The following is a 19,464-nucleotide window of genomic DNA, read 5'->3' on the forward strand; positions in this document are numbered from 1 at the left end:
GTCGCGGGAGGGCGGTGTTCGCGCAGGCGGGACGGGCCGAATGGCGGAGGAGTGGCCGCGCGCCCGCTTATCGTACGAATGTTCGAAACTTGGTCTATGGTGGAGGTGAGGGGGTGGTGAGTACGGATCGGTCCAGGAGGTGCGGATGTCAGGCTTCACGCATCTGCATACCGTTTCCGGGTTCTCCCTGCGGTACGGGGCCTCGCACCCCGAGCGGCTGGCCGAGCGTGCCGCCGAGCGGGGGATGGACGCCCTCGCGCTGACCGATCGCGACAGCCTCGCCGGCACGGTCCGCTTCGCCCGGGCCTGCGAGAAGGCCGGGATACGGCCGCTCTTCGGGGCGGAGCTCGCGGTGGCGCCGCAGCCGGGGGGAGAGGGGGCTGCGCGCAGGTCGCGCACACCGGCCCGCGGGGGTGCCTTTGTCGATGAATCGGCAGCCCGTGTCACCTTCCTCGCTCGGGACGGCGCACGGGGCTGGGCCGAGCTGTGTCGACTGGTCACGGCCGCCCACGCCCCCGACGCCGGCGGTCCGGACACCGGGCAGCCCCTGGTCGGCCGGGACGCGCTGGCGGCCGAAGGGCTCACGGTGCTGCTCGGCCCCGCGTCCGAGGTGGGCGCCGCGCTGGCCGCAGGCCGGCCCGACCGCGCCGCCGCCCTGCTCGCGCCCTGGCGGGAGATCTACGGCGACGCCCTGCGCCTCGAAGCCGTCCACCACGGCCGCGAGGGCACCGGCCCCGGCTCGCTGCGGCTCGCCGCCCGTACGGTCGGCCTCGCCGCCGAGCAGGGGGTGCGGGCCGTGCTGACGAACGCCGTCCGGTACGCCGACCCCGGGCAGGGCCCCGTCGCCGACGTACTCGACTCGGCCCGCCGGCTCGTCCCCGTCGATCCGCGCCGCTCCCCCCTCGACAGCGGGGAGCGCTGGCTCAAGGACGCCCGGGCGATGCGGGAGGCCGCCGAGCGGATCACCGCTGCCGCCGGGCTCGGGCAGGACGCCGGGCGCCGGCTGCTCGCGGAGACCCGGCGCACCGCCGACGCCTGCGCCGTCGACCCGGCGGAGGACCTGGGGCTGGGCAGCGTCCACTTCCCCGAGCCGCGTCTCGTGGGAGCGGGGCTGCGCACCGCCCAGCGGGTGCTCGCCTCGCGTGCCGCCGCGGGCATGGTGCGGCACGGCTACGACCGCAGGCGCGACTACTGGGAGCGGATGCACCGCGAGCTGGACATCATCGCCCACCACGGCTTCGCCACGTACTTCCTGACGGTCTCCCAGGTCGTCGACGACGTGAAGGGGATGGGCATACGGGTCGCCGCGCGCGGTTCCGGTGCGGGTTCCCTGGTCAACCACCTGCTCGGGATCGCCCACGCCGACCCGGTCGAACACGGACTGCTCATGGAGCGCTTCCTGTCCAAGCGGCGCTTCGTGCTGCCCGACATCGACATCGACGTCGAGTCGGCCCGCCGCCTGGACGTCTACCGCGCGATCATCGGCCGCTTCGGCGCCGAGCGGGTCGCGACCGTCTCGATGCCCGAGACCTACCGGGTGCGCCACGCCATCCGCGACGTCGGCGCCGCGCTCTCCATGGACCCGGCCGAGACCGACAGGCTCGCCAAGGCCTTCCCGCACATCCGGGCCAGGGACGCCCGCGCCGCGATGGAGGAGCTGCCCGAGCTGCGGGCCGTGGCCGGACAGAAGGAGAAGTACGGGCGGCTCTGGGACCTGGTGGAGTCGCTGGACGCGCTGCCACGCGGCATCGCCATGCACCCGTGCGGGGTGCTCCTCTCGGACGACTCGCTGCTGCGTCGTACGCCGGTCATGCCCACCAGCGGTGAGGGCTTCCCCATGTCCCAGTTCGACAAGGACGACGTGGAGCACCTCGGGCTGCTCAAGCTCGACGTGCTCGGCGTACGGATGCAGTCGGCGATGGCGCACGCGGTGACCGAGGTGAAGCGGGCCTCGGGGCAGGAGGTCGACCTGGACGCCGTACCGCAGGGCGACCCGGAGACGTACCGGCTGATCAAGAGCGCCGAGACGCTCGGCTGCTTCCAGATCGAGTCGCCGGGCCAGCGCGACCTGGTCGGCCGGCTCCAGCCCTCCACCTTCCACGACCTGGTGGTCGACATCTCGCTGTTCCGGCCGGGGCCGGTCGCCGCCGACATGGTGCGGCCCTTCATCGAGGCCAGGCACGGCCGCGCGCCCGTGCGCTACCCGCACCCCGATCTGGAGGACGCGCTGCGCGGCACCTACGGAGTGGTCGTCTTCCACGAGCAGATCATCGAGATGGTGAACATCATGACCGGCTGCGGACGCGGCGAGGCCGACCGGGTGCGGCGCGGGCTCTCCGACCCCGAGTCGCAGGCCCGGATCAAGGTCTGGTTCGCGCGGCGGGCCGAGCGGAGGAAGTACGGCGCCGAGGTGATCGCCCGTGCCTGGGAGATCATCGAGGCGTTCGGGAGCTACGGCTTCTGCAAGGCGCACGCGGTCGCCTTCGCCGTGCCGACGTACCAGTCGGCCTGGCTCAAGGCGCACCACCCGGCGGCCTTCTACGCCGGGCTGCTCACGCACGACCCCGGGATGTACCCGAAGCGGCTGCTGCTGGCGGACGCGCGGCGGCGCGGGGTGCCGGTGCTGCCGCTGGACGTGAACCGGTCGGCAGCCGCTCATCGAATCGAACTGGTGTCTGGCGAGAACGGTGACACATGGGGATTGCGGCTGGCGCTCTCGGACGTCCACGGCATCAGCGAGGCCGAGGTGACCCGGATCGAGACCGGGCAGCCCTACACCTCGCTGCTCGACTTCTGGCAGCGGGCCAGGCCCGGGAAGCCCGCCGCCGAACGGCTGGCCCAGGTCGGCGCGCTGGACGCCTTCGGCGCCAACCGCAGGGACCTGCTGCTGCACCTGTCCGAACTCCACCGTGCCCAGCGGAGCTCCGGCTCCGGCGCGGCGGGCGCCCAGCTCCCGCTCGGCGGCGGTCACCGCACCGGCACCGTCGGGCTGCCCGACCTCAACGAAGCCGAACGTCTCAGCGCCGAGCTCGGCGTCCTCAGCATGGACGTGTCCCGTCATCTGATGGGTGATCACCACGCCTTCCTGGAAGAGCTCGGCGCGGTCTCGGCGAAGCGGCTGCGGGAGGCCGGGCACGGGGAGACCGTGCTCGTCGCGGGTGCCAAGGTGGCCACCCAGACCCCGCCGGTCCGCTCCGGGCGCCGGGTCATCTTCACCACCCTGGACGACGGGACGGGCCTGGTCGACCTCGCCTTCTTCGACGACAGCCACGCTGCCTGCGCGCACACCGTCTTCCACTCCTGGCTGCTGCTGGTGCGCGGGGTGGTCCAGCGGCGCGGTGCGCGCAGCCTGAGCGTGGTCGGATCGGCGGCCTGGAATCTGGCGGAGCTGGCCGAACTCCGGCGCACCGGCGGCCTCGACGCGGTCGCGGCACGGCTGGCGGAGGTGCCCGCCGACGGGGAGGAGGTGCCGGACGACGGCCGCCGCATCCAGCTGCCGACCGGCTACGAGATGAACCCCTGGTCCGACCTCCAGCCGGCCGGCGAGGGGACGCCCACCGGAAGGAAGCTGTGGCACCAGAGCCAGGGGAGCGCGGGATGAGCGATCAGCCGGCCGTCCTGTGCCTGCGGTTCCGCCGGATCGGCGGCGGGCTGCCGGACAGCGCGGGGTACGAGGGGCTGCTCGCCCTCCTCGGGGCGTTCACCCCGGTCGTCGAGGCGGCCCCGCCGGGCGCCGCGCTCGCCGATGTCGGCGGCGCCCTGCGCTACTTCGGACAGGACGTGGCGGGCCTGGCCTCCGTGATCCGGGTGCGCGCCCTCGCGCTGCACGGTGTGGACTGCGCGATCGGCGCTGCCGCCAACCCCATGCTGGCCAGGATGGCCGCGCGGCAGGCGGTGGGCGGAACCACCTTCGTGGTGCCCCCCGGTGAGCACGCCGGTTTCCTCGCGTCCAAGCCCGCCGCGGCGCTGGACGGTGTCGGGGCGGCGACCGCGCGCACCCTGTGCGGATACGGGCTCGACTCCATCGGCCGGATCGCCGCCGCGCCCCTCGCCACCCTGCAGCGGATCACCGGGGTGCGGACCGGGCGCGAGCTGTGGGAGCGGGCCAACGGCATCGACCGCACACGGGTCGTGCCGAACGCCGCCGCCCGGTCGATCGCCGCCGAACGCTCCTTCCCCCGCGACGAACTGGACCCCGAGCAGCACCGCCGCGCGCTCCTCTCGCTCACCGAGGAGCTGGGGGCCAGGCTGCGCGTCGACGGGCAGGTGTGCCGCTCGCTCGCGGTCTCCGTGCGCTACGCCGACCGGACCGGCTACGCGACGCTGACCCGCAGCCGTACGCTCCAGGAGCCCACCGCCCACTCGGTGGCGCTCACCTCGCTCGCGTACCGGATCCAGGACTCGTTCGCCCTGCAGCGGGCGCGGGTGCGGGGGATCGGGCTGCGGGCGGAAGGTCTCCACGACGCGGAACGCGCCGCCCACCAGCTCACCTTCGACCCGGTGGACGAACGGGCGCGGCGGATCGAGGCGGTCTCCGACAGGCTGCGGGCCAGGTTCGGTCCGGGGGCCGTGAAGCCGGGGCGGCTCGCGGCCTGACCTCGGCGTGGCCGGCGGTGCGAGCTCGGCGTGGCTCGCGGCCCGGTCCCGGGGGCGCTCGTAGGCTGGGCCCGCGCGGTCCCGCCCGGCGCGCCGGAATCTTTTTACTGACGCGTAACTTCCCCAGCAACCTTACTCATGCGTAATTTGGCATGAGCACGTAGAGAACGTAGTTCGCTGTGGTCCGGACCGCAGGGCGCACCGACATCGCAACTCCCTTGAGCCGCAAGGAGACCACCCGATGCTGCCCTGGACCCGTGCCCCGCGCACCCCACGCGCTCGCCGGACGCTCGCCGCCCTGTTCCTCACCCTCACCGCGCTCGTCGCCGCCCCCACGGCGACCGCCGACGCGGCCGCCACGCAGGCCGCCGCCCCGTCCCGGGGCTGGAACGACTACTCCTGCAAGCCCTCCTCGGCCCACCCCCGCCCCGTCGTCCTCGTCCACGGGACCTTCGGGAACTCGGTCGACAACTGGCTGGTCCTCGCGCCCTACCTCGTCAGCCGGGGCTACTGCGTCTTCTCGCTCGACTACGGCCAGCTCCCGGGCGTGCCGTTCTTCAACGGCCTCGGCCCGATCGACAAGTCGGCAGGACAGCTCGACGTGTTCGTCGACAAGGTGCTCGGCGCCACCGGAGCACCCAAGGCCGACCTCGTCGGCCACTCCCAGGGCGGCATGATGCCCAACTACTACCTGAAGTTCCTCGGCGGGGCCGGCAAGGTGAACGCCCTCGTCGGGATCGCCCCCGACAACCACGGCACCACGCTTCTCGGCCTCACCCGGCTGCTGCCGTACTTCCCCGGTGTCGAGGACCTCCTCACCACCAACACCCCGGGCCTCGCCGACCAGGTCGCCGGATCCGCGTTCATCACCAAGCTCAACGCGGGAGCCGACACCGTGCCCGGAGTCCGCTACACCGTCATCGCGACCCGGTACGACGAGGTCGTGACCCCGTACCGCACGCAGTACCTGGACGGGCCGAACGTACGGAACGTCCTGCTCCAGGACCTGTGCCCGGTCGACCTCTCCGAGCACGTCGCCATCGGGACCATCGACAGGATCGCCTTCCACGAAGTGGCGAACGCCCTCGATCCGGCGCGCGCCACCCCGACCACCTGCGCCTCGGCCGTGAGCTGAGAACGCGCTGCCGGGCCCCCGGTGACGGGAGCCCGGCAGCCGCGGGATCAGGCGCGGTGCGCGCCGCCCGAGGACCGGCGCCGGACCGACACGAACAGGGCGCTCGCACCGAGGGCCAGCGCGGCGGCCCCACCCATCGCGAGGTACGAGGAGCTGCTGCTCCCACCGGTCTCGGCGAGCGCGTCGTCACCGGGCACGGCGCTCGCCGGGGAGGCGGCGACGTTGTTCGGCTCGGGGGCGTTCGCCCCGGCATCGTCGGCCTCGGCGGCGGGGGCCGCTTCGGTGACCTCCGCGCCGGTCGCCGCGTCGTCGTCGCCGTGGCCGCCGTGCTCGACGGACGACTTGCCGGCGCCCTCGTCGATGTCCTCCTCGGACGGGGCGGACGCGGCGGGCGCGGGGGCCGCCCCGGTGGTGTCACCGGTGCCGGCCCCGCTCCCGGCGCTCTCACCACCGAAGACCACGTCGGAGCAGGCGTAGAAGGCCTCGGGGGAGTCCGACCGCTGCCAGACCGTGTAGATCAGCTGCCGCCCCGACGCCTGGGGCACGGTGCCGTCGAAGACGTACGACCCGTCCTGCAGCGTCGGGTCGGTGGCCGTGGCGAACGGCTTCTCCTCGAGGTCGGACCACTTCAGCGGCTGCGCCGGGTCGTAGCTCGCCCGGGTCAGGTACAGCTCGAACGAGCCCTTGTGCGGAGCGGTGGCCCGGAACCGGAAGGTGTGGCTGCCCGCCTGCATGGGCGTGGACGGCCAGTCCGCACGCGGCAGGTCGAGCCCCTTGAACTTGTCGTTGCCCGCGCTGCACAGCTTGCCGTCCGGGATCAGGCCACGGTGGTTGCCCGCCGCGTTGGCGATGTTCACGCCGTTCCAGTCGTACAGCGCCTGGGTACCGCCCGCCGCCACCGCCGCCTTGCACGCCGCCGACTGCGGGTTCTCCGGCCCCTCCGCGAAACAGGCCGAGACCCGGCTGACCGGATCGCTCAGCGAACCGTGGGCGGCGGCCGGGGCGGCGGAGAGCCCGGTCAGCGCGAGCGGTGCGACACCGAGCGCGACGACGCTTCCGGCGATCCTGCGAGCGGTGGTGATGACGGCCATGATGGTGGTTCTCCTTCGGCGGCACGGCTGTTGACCAGGTGTGGTGATCAGCAAGCTAGCCGCTGCCGAGGACGGATCCGGGCGTGAAAAGGCGCAGGTGGGGAACGTTATGGTGCGCTTAAGGGGCGGTTAGGGGAGCGCTCAGGAAGGCGGGCCGTGGAGCCCGGCCCCCGACCCGGGTCACCGCGGCTTCACCTCCCTGCCCTGCCAGGACGACAGCACGGAGACCTCCGCGTCCGGGGCGAGCCGCTTCTGACCCTGTGGAACGACGGAACCGGCGGCGGGGAGATCGCACTGCCCGGCTTCTCGCCCTGGCCGGCCGTAGAACCGGGTTACGGGGCGTCAGCCACCCGGCCGGGGCGCCCGTACCCTCACCCCGGCCACGTCGGGTCAGACCTGGACGCCCGGAGTCCCGTCCTCCACGACCACGCTGGCCCGCGTGCTGATGGTGGCGTCCGGCTTCGTCACGAAGGGCAGGACGCGGAAGTCCGTCGTCCAACGGTCGCGGCCCACCGTCACGCGCGCGTAGCCGCGCTGGTTGTTGAAGAACTTCATGTGCGGGTTCGCCGCGAGGAACGTCTCGCCCTGTGCCGTCATGTCGGCGCCGTCGCCGCCGCTCGTGATCGAGGTGCCCACGAACTCCGAACCCACGGTCGCCGATTCCGGGTCGGCGTAGTCGCGCTTCAGGTCCCACGCGTAGTTCTGGTGGCGGTCGCCCGTGATGACGACCAGGTTGCGCACCCCGCGGGCGTCGGCCTCCGCGAGCACCCGGTTGCGCTCCGCGACGTAGCCGTCCCACGGGTCCGTCCAGACCGTCGTGCCGGTGCCCGGGTCCTGGTCGGTCTGGCCCATCGGGGCCTGGTTGCCGAGGATCTGCCAGCGCGCCCGCGAGCGGCTGAAGCCGTCGAGGACCCAGTCCCGCTGCCGGGACCCCAGCAGGGTGCGGTCCTCGTCGAAGCGTTCGGCGCAGTCCGCCGTGGTGCCGTCGCCGCAGGCCTGGTCGTCACGGTACTGGCGGGTGTCGAGCATGGTGAAGTCGGCGAGCCGGCCGTACGGGAGCCTGCGGTACATCTGCACGTCCGGGCCCTTCGGGAGCTGGGTGCGGCGCAGCGGCGCGTGCTCGTACATGGCCTGGAAGGCGTCGGCCCGGCGAAGCAGGAAGGTCTTCGGGTCCTCGTTGTTCTCGGACGTCTCGTCCGCCCAGTTGTTCTCCACCTCGTGGTCGTCGAAGGTCATGATCCACGGGAAGTTGGCGTGGGCCTCGCGCAGTGGTGCCTCGGACTTGTAGAGGCCGTACTGGAGGCGGTAGCGGGCGAGGTCGAGGGTCTCCGTGTGGAACTTCGGATCGGTCGTCACACCGCGCTTGTTCGTCCTGACACCGGACTCGTAGAGGTAGTCGCCGAGGTGCACCACCAAGTCCAGGTCCTCCTGCGCCATGTGGTGGTAGGCCGTGAAATAGCCGTCCTGCCAGGCCTGGCAGGACGCGAAGGCGAACTTCAGGTCACGCGGGGAGTGCCACGGCGCGGGCGTGGTGCGCGTACGGCCCACCGGGGAGATCGACGAACCGGCCCGGAAGCGGAACCAGTACGTGCGGTCGGGGGAGAGCCCGTGCACCTCGGGGTGGACCGAGTGCGCCAGTTCGGGGGTCGCCACGACGCTGCTCCGGCGCACCACCCGCCGGAAGTGCTCGTCGAGCGCCACCTCGTACTGGACGCGGACGGGTGTGGCGGGCATCCCGCCGAGGCCGTCCTGCGCGAAGGGATCGGGGGCCAGGCGCGTCCAGAGCACCACGCCGTCCGACGTCGGGTCGCCGGAGGCCACCCCCAGGGTGAACGGATCACCCTTCAGAGCGGGTGCGGCGAACGCGGACTGGGCCTCCCACGCCCCCGTCCCGAGCATCAGCGCTGCGGCTGCCGCCCCGCCGAATCCGAACATCTGCCTGCGGGACACGGAATGTGCGACCACGGGTCCTCCTCGGTTGCTCTGCGCCAACCTGGAACACGCTGCCGGGGGTTGATGTCATGTTCACACGCAGCGCATGGCCGGGGGCCGAGCGATACGTGAACAGGACAGCTACATGGGCGGGAGCGGCTCAGGCCACCGCGCGGTAGCGGCGCTCGGGCCGCCCCGTCCCGCCGTACCGCAGGGACACCTCGGCCCGCCCCGTCTCCGCGAAGTACTCGAGGTAGCGGCGCGCGCTGACCCGGGACAGGGCTCCCGCCACCGCGCATTCGGAGGCCGACAGCCCCGCCGGGTGTTCACGCAGGACGCGCTCGACCAGGTCCGCGGTGTGCGCGGCCAGGCCCTTGGGGAGTTCGCGGGAACCCGGGGGGCGGGTGCCGAAGATACGGTCGACGTCCTCCTGGCGGGCCTCCTGGCGGGACTCGTCCAGTGCGTCCAGGCGATTGCGCAGCGAAGCCACGTGCTGCAGCTGCTCCTGCAGCGCCGCGCGGTGGAAGGGCTTGATCAGGTAGTGCAGGGCACCCGCCCGCAGAGCCGCCCTGACCACCCCGGCATCGCGTGCCGCCGTGATGAAGAGCGCGTCCGCGCTGTGGCTGTCCCCTTCGCGTTCCTCTGCCGCGCGCAGCTCCCGCAGTACCTGGATCCCGTCCATGTCGGGGAGGTAGATGTCGAGCAGGACCAGGTCGGGACGCAGCCGGCGGGCCGCGCGCAGGGCCTCGGCGCCCGTGTGGGCCACACCGACGACCGTAAATCCGTCCAATGCGGACACATACCGGCTGTGCAGCTTCGCGACCATGAAGTCGTCGTCCACCACCAGCACTTTCGTCACGCCGACACGCTAGGGCGCGACCACAACGACCACAACGTCCATTGATTCCGGAACGGCGACAGCTCGTTAACGCGCAGGCAACATGTGGGCCACCTCACACCCGCTCACACCGAGCTCGAAAGGCGGCACCCGGTGCGACTGCGCACTCCCCTCGCCCTGTTCGGGGCAACGCTGCTGGTGGTCGTCGGGCCACCGCTGCTCTCCTCAGGCAGCGGTTCCGACACCGGCACGCAGATTCCCGGACTGCGCTTCATGGTTCCCAACACACCCGGCGGCGGCTACGACATCACCGCGCGCACCGCGGCGAAGAACGCCGAGGACGCGGGGCTCACCCACGGCATCGAGGTGTTCAACCTGCCCGGCGCGGGAGGCACCGTCGGGGTGACCCGGCTGGTCGCCGAGCACGGCAACGGCAAGCTCGCCATGTCGATGGGTCTCGGTGTCGTGGGCGCCGTGCACACCAACAAGTCGCCCAAGACCCTGGCCGACACCACCCCGATCGCCCGGCTCACCGAGGAGCAGGACATCGTCGTCGTAGCCGAGGACTCCCCGTACCGGACGATCGGCCAGCTGCTCACCGCCTGGAAGAAGGACCCGGGGAAGATCCCGGTCGGCGGCGGTTCCTCCCCGGGCGGACCCGACCACCTGGCGCCGATGCTGATGGCGAAGGCCGCCGGGATCGCCCCCGAGCAGGTCAACTACATCCCCTTCGACGGGGGTGGCGAGCTGCTCGCCTCGATCCTCGGCAACAAGGTCGGCTTCGGAGTCTCCGGCGTCGGCGAGTACCTCGACCAGATCGAGGCCGGTGAGCTGCGGCTGCTCGCCGTCACCGGGCCGAAGCGGGTCCCGGGACTCGACGCGCCCACGCTCCGGGAGGCCGGCCTCGACACCGACTTCACCAACTGGCGCGGCATCGTCGCACCACCCGGGCTCTCCGACGCCGAGCGGGACAAACTCGTCGGGCTGGTGAGCGAACTGCACGACTCGAAGGAGTGGCGCGACTCAATGGAGAAGAACGGCTGGGACGACGCCTTCCTCACCGGCGACGACTTCGGCGACTTCCTGGACGGCCAGGACCGCCGCGTCGCGACCGTCATGGAGGAGCTGGGACTGTGACGGACGACAGCACTCCCTCCCGCACGGACGGCAGCACTCCCTCCCGCCCCGTTACCGCGCGTTCATGGCTGCGCGAGCACTCCGAACTCGGCGTCTGCGTCATCCTGCTCGCGCTGGGCCTCCTCGTCCTGACGGACTCCCTCACGATGAGCGTGGACATCACCCAGCGCGGACCCGTCGGCCCCAGGACCGTCCCGGTCGCCGTCGGCATCGGGCTGCTGGCCGTCGCCGTGCTGCTGGCCGTCGACGTCCTTCGCGGCGGACGCGGCGAGGCGGAGGCCGGCGAGGACGTCGACCTCGACGAACCCGCCGACCGGCGCACCGTGGCCCTGCTCACCGGCGTCTTCCTCGCCTTCGCCGTTCTCATAGGCCCCCTCGGCTTCCCCATCTCCGGCGCCCTCCTCTTCTGGGGGTCGGCCTACGCGCTGGGCAGCCGCCACCACGACCGCGATCCGCTCATCGCGGCCGGTCTCTCCCTGGTGACCTACTTCGTCTTCGACAACCTGCTCGGGGTGCCCCTCCCGGGCGGCCCGCTGATGGGGGTGCTCTGACCGATGGATTCCCTCAACTCCCTCATCGACGGCTTCGGCACGGCGCTCACGCCCGTCAACCTGCTCTGGGCCGCACTCGGCGTGCTGCTCGGCACCGCGATCGGCGTGCTCCCCGGCATCGGCCCCGCCATGGCCGTGGCGCTGCTGCTGCCGGTGACGTACGGACTCGAACCGACCGGAGCCTTCATCATGTTCGCCGGGATCTACTACGGCGCGATGTTCGGCGGCTCCACCACCTCGATCCTCCTCAACACCCCGGGGGAGAGCGCGGCCGTCGTCGCGGCGATCGAGGGCAACCCGATGGCGAAGGCCGGGCGCGGCGCACAGGCGCTCGCCGCAGCGGCCATCGGCCACTTCGCCGGCGGCATGATCGGCACGATCCTGCTGGTCGTCCTCGCCCCGACCGTCGCCTCGCTCGCCGTCGACATCGGCGCCCCCGACTACTTCGCCATCATGGTGCTGGCCTTCATCGCCGTCACCTCCGTCCTCGGCGCGTCACGGATCCGCGGCCTGGCCTCGCTCCTCATCGGCCTCACCATCGGCCTCGTCGGCCTGGACCAGATGACGGGCCAGCAGCGGCTGACCTTCGGCTCGCTCCAACTGGCCGACGGGATCGACGTGGTGATCGTGGCGGTCGGCCTCTTCGCCATCGGGGAGGCCCTCTGGGTCGCCGCACACCTGCGCCGCACCTCCGGGAAGCCGATCCCCGTCGGCCGCCCCTGGATCGGCAGGGACGACGTCCGGCGCACCTGGAAGTCCTGGCTGCGCGGGCCCCTCATCGGCTTCCCGTTCGGCGCGATCCCGGCGGGCGGGGCGGAGATCCCCACCTTCCTCTCGTACGTCACCGAGAAGCGGCTCTCCAGGCACCGCGACGAATTCGGCAAGGGCGCCATCGAGGGCGTCGCGGGACCGGAGTCGGCGGCGTCCGCCTCCGCAGCCGGGACGCTGGTCTCCATGCTCACGCTCGGCCTTCCGACCACCGCCGTCGCCGCCGTCATGCTGGCCGCCTTCCAGCAGTACGGCATCCAGCCCGGCCCGCTCCTGTTCGAGCGCGAACCCGAGCTGGTCTGGGGCCTGATCGCCTCGCTCTTCGTCGGCATGGTGCTGCTCCTCGCGCTGAACCTGCCCCTGGCGCCGCTGTGGGCGAAGCTGCTGCGCATCCCGCGCCCCTACCTCTACGCGGGCATCCTGTTCTTCGCCGCGGTCGGCGCGTACGCCGTCGGCGGCGAGTCCGTCGACCTGGTGATCCTGCTGGTGATCGGGCTGATCGGCTTCGGGATGCGGCGCTACGGACTCCCGGTGCTGCCCGCGATCATCGCCGTCATCCTCGGCCCGTCCGCCGAACAGCAGTTGCGGCGCGCCCTGCAGATCAGCGACGGCAGCGTCACGGGACTGGTGAACACCCCGTTCTCCGTGACCGTGTACGTCATCGTCGCGCTGATCCTCGGGTGGCCCCTGGTGCGGAAGGTGCTGGTCCGTCATCGGGCACGACGGACTGTCGGTCGCGGCTGAGAGAATGGCGGGTATGACCACGATCGACTGGGACGCGGCCGCCGACTCCTTCGACGAGGAGCCCGACCACGGGCTCCTCGATCCGGTGGTCCGCAGCGCCTGGGCCCGGAGGATGGAGACCTGGCTGCCCGCCGCGCGCTCCGCGGTCCTCGACCTCGGATGCGGTACGGGCAGCCTCTCCCTGCTCGTCGCCGGCCAGGGACACCGGGTCACCGCCGTCGACCGGTCCCCGCGCATGGTGGAGCAGGCGCGGGCCAAGCTGGCGGGGACCGGCACCGAGGTGCTCGTCGGCGACGCGGGGCACCCTCCCGTGGGCAAGCAGCGCTTCGACGTGATCCTCGCCCGGCACACGGTGTGGCTGCTGCCCGACCCCGCGGCAGCCCTGCGGCACTGGTTCTCGCTGCTGCGGCCGGGCGGGCGGCTGGTGCTGATCGAAGGCGTGTGGAACGGCACCGGGCTCTCCGCCGCCCGCCTGACCGCACTCCTCGGCGAGCACACGGAGCGCGTCCACCACGAGCCGCTCTCCGGCGACCCGCTGCTCTGGGGCAAGGAGGTCGACGACGAGCGGTACGCCCTGGTCGCCCGGGCCGAACCGCCCCTGCGGCACCGCGAGGTCGTCGACGTCCACCTGATCCTGCGCAGGGGCCCCGACGTGCTCCTCGCCCGGCGGTCCGGCACGGGATACGCGGACGGGCTGCTCCACGCCCCCTCCGGTCACACGGAGGACGGCGAGGACGTCCGGGCGGCGATGATCCGGGAGACCGCCGAGGAGATCGGCGTCGAGCTGGATCCGGACGAGCTCCGGGTGGCGCTGGTCACGCAGCACCGGGGGCCGGGCGGGAACCCCCGCATCGGCTGGTTCTTCGAGGCGGCGTACGACCCCGCGCGCCCGCCCCGCAACGCGGAGCCGGACAAGTGCTCCCAGCTGGACTGGTTCCCCCTGGACGCGCTGCCCGACGACATGGTCGCGTACTGCCGTGCGGCCCTCGACGGATACCGCGCCGAGCAGCGCTTCCTGATCCACTGGCACGAGGACGCCGACACCGTCGCCCACGCACCGCGGGCGACGCGGCGCGCCGTTCCGCTGCCGGTCGCGGCAGCCCCCACCGGCCGGCTGCACCACGTCGAGCTGCGGGTGCCCGACCTGGCCGAGGCCGACGCGGAGTGGGGCTGGCTGCTGGGCCGGCTCGGCCACGTCCCCTACCAGCGCTGGGCGCTCGGCCGGAGCTGGCGGCGCGGCGACGGCTACGTGGTGGTCGAGGAGTCGCCCGACGCGCCCTGCGGCAGCCACGACAGCCCGCTTCCCGGTGCCGGCCGCCTGGCGTTCCACGTCGGGGACCGCGACCAGCTGGACACCCTGGTGGCCCGGGCCCCGGACCACGGCTGGCGGCTCCAGGCGCCGGACTGCCACGTGTACGCCGGCGACAACGGGCCCCGCATCGCACGTCTGCGGAACACGGCGGGACACGAGGTGGAGCTGGTGGCGCCGTAGGGCCCGCCCGCCCCGGGGCGCGCCCCAGGGTCCAGGACGCATCGGCTTGACCTCGACCGGACTTGAGCTACTACGGTCCTGGCACGACCCGCACGAGGTGCGTGCGTCGGACCGAATGCCTGGAGGGGACCTCCCATGACGGTTCGCACGCTTCCCTCAAGCCCAGTGATGTTCGAACAAGTGCCTTGCATCTTACAAATCCTGACGGATCGTCAGGCGTGGGGATGTCGCTACCCCGGCCGGAGGGCGGCCGGCCGGGGAACGCTCAGCGGCGGGAGATCACCGCAGAAGGCCCGCGAGTCCCTCGGTACGGGCGAGACGCTCCAGGTCGTCCAGGGCACGGACGGCCGCCTCCGCCGCCAGAGGGTCGCGGCCGGCGAGGCCGCTCTCCTCGAACTCGTCCTCGTCCAGGCGCAGCACGGACCGGCCGTCCGCGGACACCCACAGGTCCAGGTCCAGGTCCTCGACCAGGAGCTCGGTGCCCCGCAGCACGGCGGGCCGGGTGATGTCGCAGTACCAGCCCTTCAGCTCCCCGCCGCCGGTGCGGACCTCCTTCACCGCGTACCACCGGTCGCGCCAGTAGTGCTCCGTGAAGACATCGCCGGGCTCGAACCGCACGAAGCCGAAGTCGCGGACCCCGGGGGCCGCCCACGGGGCACGGACGGTGATGCGGGTTCCGTCGTCGCCGATCGGTTCGGCCGGATAACGGATCTTGGTGCGACCGCCCTTGACCAGGGCCACCGTCAGAGTGGAACCGGGCTCGGCCGACGGTGCGGACATGATGTACCTCCGTGGCACAGGTCTCGTAGCCGAACCGGCGGCCGGCCCCGCTTGGGGCGCTCCCGGCCTCGTCGCCGGTGCCGGCATCGGTGGATGCGGCGGCACGCGCTCGGCGCAGCCGGTCACGCGGGCCGCCATGCGCGGACGTTAACCCGGGGCCCGGCTCGCCCGCCTCCGAATTTCCGGCGGTGGGGGCGGGCGAGAGGAACGCCGGTGGGAGAGAATCTGCGTGTGACCCTGAAGATCGCCGTTGACCCGGACTCCGCCACCGCCCCGTACGAGCAGCTGCGCGCCCAGCTCTCCGAACAGGCCCGGTCGGGCGCCCTGCCCGTCGGCTACCGCCTCCCGACGGTGCGCGGCCTCGCCGGGGAACTGGGCCTCGCCGCCAACACCGTGGCCAAGGCCTACCGTGCGCTGGAGACCGACGGCGTGATCGAGACCCGCGGCCGCAACGGGACGTTCGTCGCCGCCGCGGGTGACGCTGCGGCCCGCCACGCGGCGACGGCGGCGCAGGAGTACGCCGAGCAGGCCCGGCGCCTCGGCCTCGCCCGGGCCGACGCGCTCGCGCTGGCCGAGGACGCCGTACGGGCGGCCTACGAGAGCTGAGGTCCTCCGCCCGGATCGGACCTGCCCCGGGTGGGTACCCGCACCGTCCCGATGTTCGCTCCGGGCTCCGCCCGCCCGGCGGACAACCACAGCGTGATCATCGAGTTCCTCGTCGAGGACGTGGACCCTGTGGACGGGAACCTGACCGGCTGCGTCGCCGACTTCGTCAACGAGCCCACGACGATGCCCTGGGGCAACCGGGCGCTGCTCTTCCGCGACCCCGACGGCAACCTCGTCAACTTCTTCACCCCGGTCACCCCGGCCGCCGTCGAGAAGTTCGCCCGCTGACGCAGGCTGCCGTCGCCCGCGCGGGAGAACTCCCGGACGCCGGGCCGCGGACCGGTGGTGACGGACCGACCGGCCGGGACGGGGCTACGAGCCCAGCCGGGGCGGGGCGCCCAGCTCAGAGGTACAGACCCGCGTCCGCCCCCGCGTCCTGCTTCGGCACGGACGGGGGGCCGCTGCCGCGCCGCAGGGCGTACAGCTCCGCGAGTGTCGCGCCCTCGCGGCCGATCCCCTCCTCCGTGCCCAGCCAGGACACCGACTCGGCGCGGGTCAGCGAGCCCACCTCGATGCGCGCCAGGCAGCGGCCCGGCCTGACGACCGCGGGATGCAGCCGCTCCAGGTCCTCGTTGGTCGTCACCCCGACCAGGACGTTGCGGCCCTGGCCCAGCAGCCCGTCCGTCAGATTGAGCAGACGGGACAGCGCCTGACCGGCCGTGTGCTTCGCCTCGCCCCGGATCAGTTCGTCGCAGTCCTCCAGGAGCAGCAGCCGCCACCGGCCCTTCGCCGAACCGTCGTCCTCGCCGATGGCGATGTCCATCAGATAGCCGACGTCGTTGAAGAGCCGCTCCGGATCCAGGACGCAGTCGACCTGGCACCAGTCGCGCCAGGACCGTGCGAGGGTGCGCAGTGCGGAGGTCTTCCCGGTGCCCGGAGGGCCGTGCAGCAGGAGGAGCCGGCCGGAGATGTCGTCGGGGGTGACCTTCATCAGCCGGTCCATGGCGCCGGCCACCGGGGCCGTGTAGTTGGACCGGACCTCGTCCCACGTGCCCGCGGCGATCTGCCGGGTGGTGCGGTGCGGGCCCCGGCGCGGCGAGACGTACCAGAAGCCCATCGTCACGTTCTCGGGCTGCGGCTCCGGCTCGTCCTGAGCTCCGTCGGTCGCCTCGGACAGGATCTTCCGGGCCAGCTCGGGGGTGGTGGCGGTGACCGTGACGTCGGCGCCCCGGTTCCACCGCGAGACCAGCACGGTCCAGCCGTCGCCCTCGGCGAGGGTCGCGCTCCGGTCGTCGTCACGGGCGGACCTCAGCACCTCGGCGGCCTCGGGCAGCAGGGTCGCACCCGACTTGACCCGGTCGAGGGAGGAGCTGTGCGAATACGGCTGCTCGCCCGTCGCGAAGCGACCCAGGAACAGCGCGTCCACGACGTCGGACGGCGAATCGCTGTCGTCGACGTTCAGCCGGATCGGCAGGGCGGACTCGGGGTTGGCTGACATGGCGCCCATGATCCGGCACGGCGGCACCCCACGCACCCAGGTTTCAGGAGCTGCCCCCGGGTGGCGGACGGGGGCACCGGATCAGGAGTGACTTCACCCCGGTACGCCGAGGAAAACCGTGACGCGACGTCATGACTACTTCTGGGAAGTCCTGTTCAGCAATTTGGCATGGACACTTCCGAAATACCGGCCAGTACTGCTACCACGGAGTAGGCAGAGATCCTGCCCAAGGAGGTTCCATGAAAATGTCCAGACTCGTGGCGTTCTCGTCCTCTCTCCTGCTCGGTACCGTCCTCGCCCTGACGGGCGCGGGCGTGGCCCAGGCCCAGACGTCCGCGGCGGCGGTCGACTACGTGGCGCTGGGTGACTCGTACTCGTCAGGTGTCGGTGCCGGCAGCTACGACAGCGCGAGCGGCGACTGCAAGCGCAGCACCCGCGCGTACCCCGCCCTCTGGCAGGCGGCCAACAAGCCCGCCTCGTTCGCCTTCACCGCGTGCTCGGGAGCCAGGACCGGTGATGTGACGGCTGGTCAGCTCGCCCCCCTCAGCTCCTCGACCGACCTCGTCTCGATCTCCATCGGCGGCAACGACGCGGGCTTCGCCGACGTCATGACCACCTGTGTCCTTCAGTCCGAGGCCACCTGCCTGAGCCGGATCGCCACCGCCCGCGCCTACGTCGACTCGACCCTCCCCGGCAAACTGGACTCCGTGTACACGGCGATCAGCGCCAAAGCGCCCTCGGCCCGTGTCGTCGTGCTCGGCTATCCCCGCTTCTACAAGCTCGGAGGCGGCTGCATCGCCGGTCTGAGCGAGAAGGAACGCTCCGCCATCAACGGTGCCTCCGACTACCTCAACGCCGCCACGGCCAAGCGTGCGGCGGACCACGGCTTCACCTTCGGCGACGTCTCCTCGACCTTCACCGGGCACGAGATCTGCTCGGGCAGCGCATGGCTGCACAGTGTGAACTGGCTCAACATCGGTGAGTCCTACCACCCCACCGCCGCAGGGCAGTCGGGCGGCTACCTGCCGGTCCTCAGCTCGAAGGCCTGACCCCACTCCCGCGGTGCGCCGGCCGGCCCGGTCGCCGGCGGAGGAGGGGGCCCGTCCCCACGGGCCCCCTCCTCACGCGTCAGGCCGAAGACACCGAGGAGACGGCCGTCGGGGCGCTCCCGTCACTCGTCCCGCCGGAGCCGTCGTTGCCCGTCAGCGCCCAGACGAGGCCTCCGACGACGAGCAGCGCGAGCAGTACCGCTCCGAGCGCGAGCAGCAATCCCGTGCGCCTCGTACTCCCGTCCGGTGCCGGCGGCTCCGGACGGGAGCCGGGTTCCCCGCCCGTCGCGGCCGCCTCGTCCGGCGGAGCCGGATCGCCCGGCGGGGGCGAGGTGCCTGCCGCGCCACCACCGGGTGATCCGGTCCCGCCCGCGGCCAGGACCCGCAGCCGGCGCTCGGCCTCCGGGGCGGTGAGCCGTTCGGCCGGGTCCTTGCGCAACAGCTCCTCGACGACGGGGGTGAGCGGGCCGGCCCGCAGGAGCGGCGGCGGCTCCTCGTCGGCGACGGCGCGCAGGGTGTCCGGCGGGGTGTCCCGCCGGAACGGAGACCTTCCCTCGGTGGCGGCGTACAGAAGCACGCCGAGCGACCAGAGGTCGGACTCGGGCCCCGGCGTGCGCCCCAGCGCGCGTTCGGGTGCCAGGTATTCCGGGGCGCCGACCGGTTCACCCGCCGCGGTGAGCGCGGACGAATCCTCGGCCGTGGTGACGCCGAAGTCCGTCAGCATCACCCTCCCGTCGTTGGCCAGCAACACGTTGCCCGGCTTCACGTCGCGGTGCAGCACGCCCGCCCCGTGGGCGCCGCGCAGCGCCGCGAGCACCTCCGCGCCGATGCGGGCCGCACGCCGCGGGGACAGCGGGCCGTCGGCGCCCAGCACGTCGGACAGGGTGAGCCCGCGGACCAGCTCCATCACGATCCAGGGCCGGGAGTCCTGGGTGACCACGTCGTGGACGGCGACGACATTGCGGTGCGAGACGCGGGCCGCGGCCCGGGCCTCCCGCTCCAGGCGCGCGTACAGCCGTTCGGCCTCGGCCGCCGGCAGGTCCGCAGGGGCCCGCACCTCCTTCACGGCCACCTCGCGCCCCAGCACCTCGTCCCGGGCGCGCCACACGATGCCGGCTCCTCCCGCGCCCAGGGCGTCCAGGAGGCGGTATCGATCCGCGATCACACGTCCGGTGCCCGGGACCTCGCTCATCGGTGACCCTCCATCAGCAGCGTTGCGCGGTACGGACGAATCCCCTCCAAGCTAA

Annotated in this window: 15 protein-coding genes and 1 pseudogene; 10 read left to right on the forward strand and 6 right to left on the reverse strand. The window is 72.6% G+C overall.

Annotated elements, in window-relative coordinates:
- Positions 1–145: 145 nt before the first annotated feature.
- From ACFUNE_RS27675 to ACFUNE_RS27685, 3 genes are all read left to right on the forward strand, one after another.
- Positions 146–3,601 (forward strand): DNA polymerase III subunit alpha, encoded by a 3,456-nt coding sequence (locus ACFUNE_RS27675; RefSeq protein ID WP_383573640.1) that lies wholly within the window; start codon positions 146–148, stop codon positions 3,599–3,601.
- A complete protein-coding gene (locus ACFUNE_RS27680) occupies positions 3,598–4,596 on the forward strand; it encodes a hypothetical protein (RefSeq protein ID WP_383573642.1) in 999 nt (332 codons plus the stop codon). Before ACFUNE_RS27675 ends, ACFUNE_RS27680 begins: the two co-directional genes overlap by 4 nt.
- A gap of 241 nt (positions 4,597–4,837) precedes the next feature.
- Entirely contained in the window at positions 4,838–5,731 is an 894-nt protein-coding gene (locus ACFUNE_RS27685) for an esterase/lipase family protein (protein ID WP_383573644.1), read from the forward strand.
- A 47-nt stretch (positions 5,732–5,778) separates the two neighbouring features.
- Here the strand turns inward: ACFUNE_RS27685 and ACFUNE_RS27690 are convergent, their stop codons facing one another.
- The 3 genes from ACFUNE_RS27690 to ACFUNE_RS27700 form a co-directional block, all read right to left on the reverse strand.
- Positions 5,779–6,822: a lytic polysaccharide monooxygenase gene (locus tag ACFUNE_RS27690; RefSeq protein WP_383573646.1), complete on the reverse strand. Its 1,044-nt coding sequence runs from the start codon at positions 6,820–6,822 to the stop codon at positions 5,779–5,781.
- Positions 6,823–7,212: 390 nt separating this feature from the next.
- Positions 7,213–8,787 (reverse strand): alkaline phosphatase D family protein, encoded by a 1,575-nt coding sequence (locus ACFUNE_RS27695; RefSeq protein WP_383573648.1) that lies wholly within the window; start codon positions 8,785–8,787, stop codon positions 7,213–7,215.
- Positions 8,788–8,914: 127 nt separating this feature from the next.
- Positions 8,915–9,613: a response regulator gene (locus ACFUNE_RS27700; RefSeq protein ID WP_383573650.1), complete on the reverse strand. Its 699-nt coding sequence runs from the start codon at positions 9,611–9,613 to the stop codon at positions 8,915–8,917.
- 132 nt (positions 9,614–9,745) lie between these two features.
- Between ACFUNE_RS27700 and ACFUNE_RS27705 the strand changes: the two genes are divergently transcribed.
- The 4 genes from ACFUNE_RS27705 to ACFUNE_RS27720 are packed head-to-tail and all read left to right on the forward strand — an operon-like array spanning position 9,746 to position 14,284.
- Positions 9,746–10,729: a Bug family tripartite tricarboxylate transporter substrate binding protein gene (locus tag ACFUNE_RS27705; protein ID WP_383573652.1), complete on the forward strand. Its 984-nt coding sequence runs from the start codon at positions 9,746–9,748 to the stop codon at positions 10,727–10,729.
- The gene (locus ACFUNE_RS27710; protein ID WP_383573654.1) at positions 10,726–11,280 is read left to right on the forward strand and encodes a tripartite tricarboxylate transporter TctB family protein; all 555 of its coding nucleotides are present in this window, start codon (positions 10,726–10,728) and stop codon (positions 11,278–11,280) included. Before ACFUNE_RS27705 ends, ACFUNE_RS27710 begins: the two co-directional genes overlap by 4 nt.
- Before the next feature lie 3 nt (positions 11,281–11,283).
- Positions 11,284–12,792, forward strand: a complete 1,509-nt coding sequence (locus tag ACFUNE_RS27715; RefSeq protein ID WP_383573656.1) for a tripartite tricarboxylate transporter permease — start codon at positions 11,284–11,286, stop codon at positions 12,790–12,792.
- Between the two features lie 13 nt (positions 12,793–12,805).
- Positions 12,806–14,284 carry a trifunctional class I SAM-dependent methyltransferase/NUDIX hydrolase/VOC family protein gene (locus ACFUNE_RS27720; protein WP_383573658.1) on the forward strand — a complete coding sequence of 493 codons (1,479 nt, stop codon included), beginning with the start codon at positions 12,806–12,808 and terminating at the stop codon, positions 14,282–14,284.
- Positions 14,285–14,563: 279 nt separating this feature from the next.
- On the opposite strand, the gene ACFUNE_RS27725 is transcribed toward ACFUNE_RS27720, so the two are convergent.
- Positions 14,564–15,064 carry a DUF402 domain-containing protein gene (locus tag ACFUNE_RS27725; protein WP_383573660.1) on the reverse strand — a complete coding sequence of 167 codons (501 nt, stop codon included), beginning with the start codon at positions 15,062–15,064 and terminating at the stop codon, positions 14,564–14,566.
- 231 nt (positions 15,065–15,295) lie between these two features.
- Here ACFUNE_RS27725 and ACFUNE_RS27730 point away from each other — a divergent pair, with 231 nt between their 5' ends.
- Together ACFUNE_RS27730 and ACFUNE_RS27735 are read left to right on the forward strand one after the other, a co-directional pair.
- Positions 15,296–15,670: a GntR family transcriptional regulator gene (locus ACFUNE_RS27730; RefSeq protein WP_383573662.1), complete on the forward strand. Its 375-nt coding sequence runs from the start codon at positions 15,296–15,298 to the stop codon at positions 15,668–15,670.
- Positions 15,671–15,700: 30 nt separating this feature from the next.
- Positions 15,701–15,958, forward strand: a pseudogene (locus ACFUNE_RS27735) (VOC family protein); the annotation flags it as partial.
- A 115-nt stretch (positions 15,959–16,073) separates the two neighbouring features.
- Here the strand turns inward: ACFUNE_RS27735 and ACFUNE_RS27740 are convergent.
- Positions 16,074–17,168, reverse strand: a complete 1,095-nt coding sequence (locus ACFUNE_RS27740; protein WP_383573664.1) for a DUF5925 domain-containing protein — start codon at positions 17,166–17,168, stop codon at positions 16,074–16,076.
- Between the two features lie 239 nt (positions 17,169–17,407).
- Between ACFUNE_RS27740 and ACFUNE_RS27745 the strand changes: the two genes are divergently transcribed.
- Positions 17,408–18,217: an SGNH/GDSL hydrolase family protein gene (locus ACFUNE_RS27745; RefSeq protein ID WP_383573666.1), complete on the forward strand. Its 810-nt coding sequence runs from the start codon at positions 17,408–17,410 to the stop codon at positions 18,215–18,217.
- Between the two features lie 79 nt (positions 18,218–18,296).
- Here the strand turns inward: ACFUNE_RS27745 and ACFUNE_RS27750 are convergent, their stop codons facing one another.
- Positions 18,297–19,409 (reverse strand): serine/threonine-protein kinase, encoded by a 1,113-nt coding sequence (locus tag ACFUNE_RS27750; RefSeq protein WP_383573668.1) that lies wholly within the window; start codon positions 19,407–19,409, stop codon positions 18,297–18,299.
- Positions 19,410–19,464: the final 55 nt, after the last annotated feature.

Origin of the sequence: Streptomyces sp. NPDC057287 (assembly GCF_042667905.1) — a bacterium.
In the GTDB taxonomy this organism is placed as follows: Bacteria; Actinomycetota; Actinomycetes; order Streptomycetales; family Streptomycetaceae; genus Streptomyces.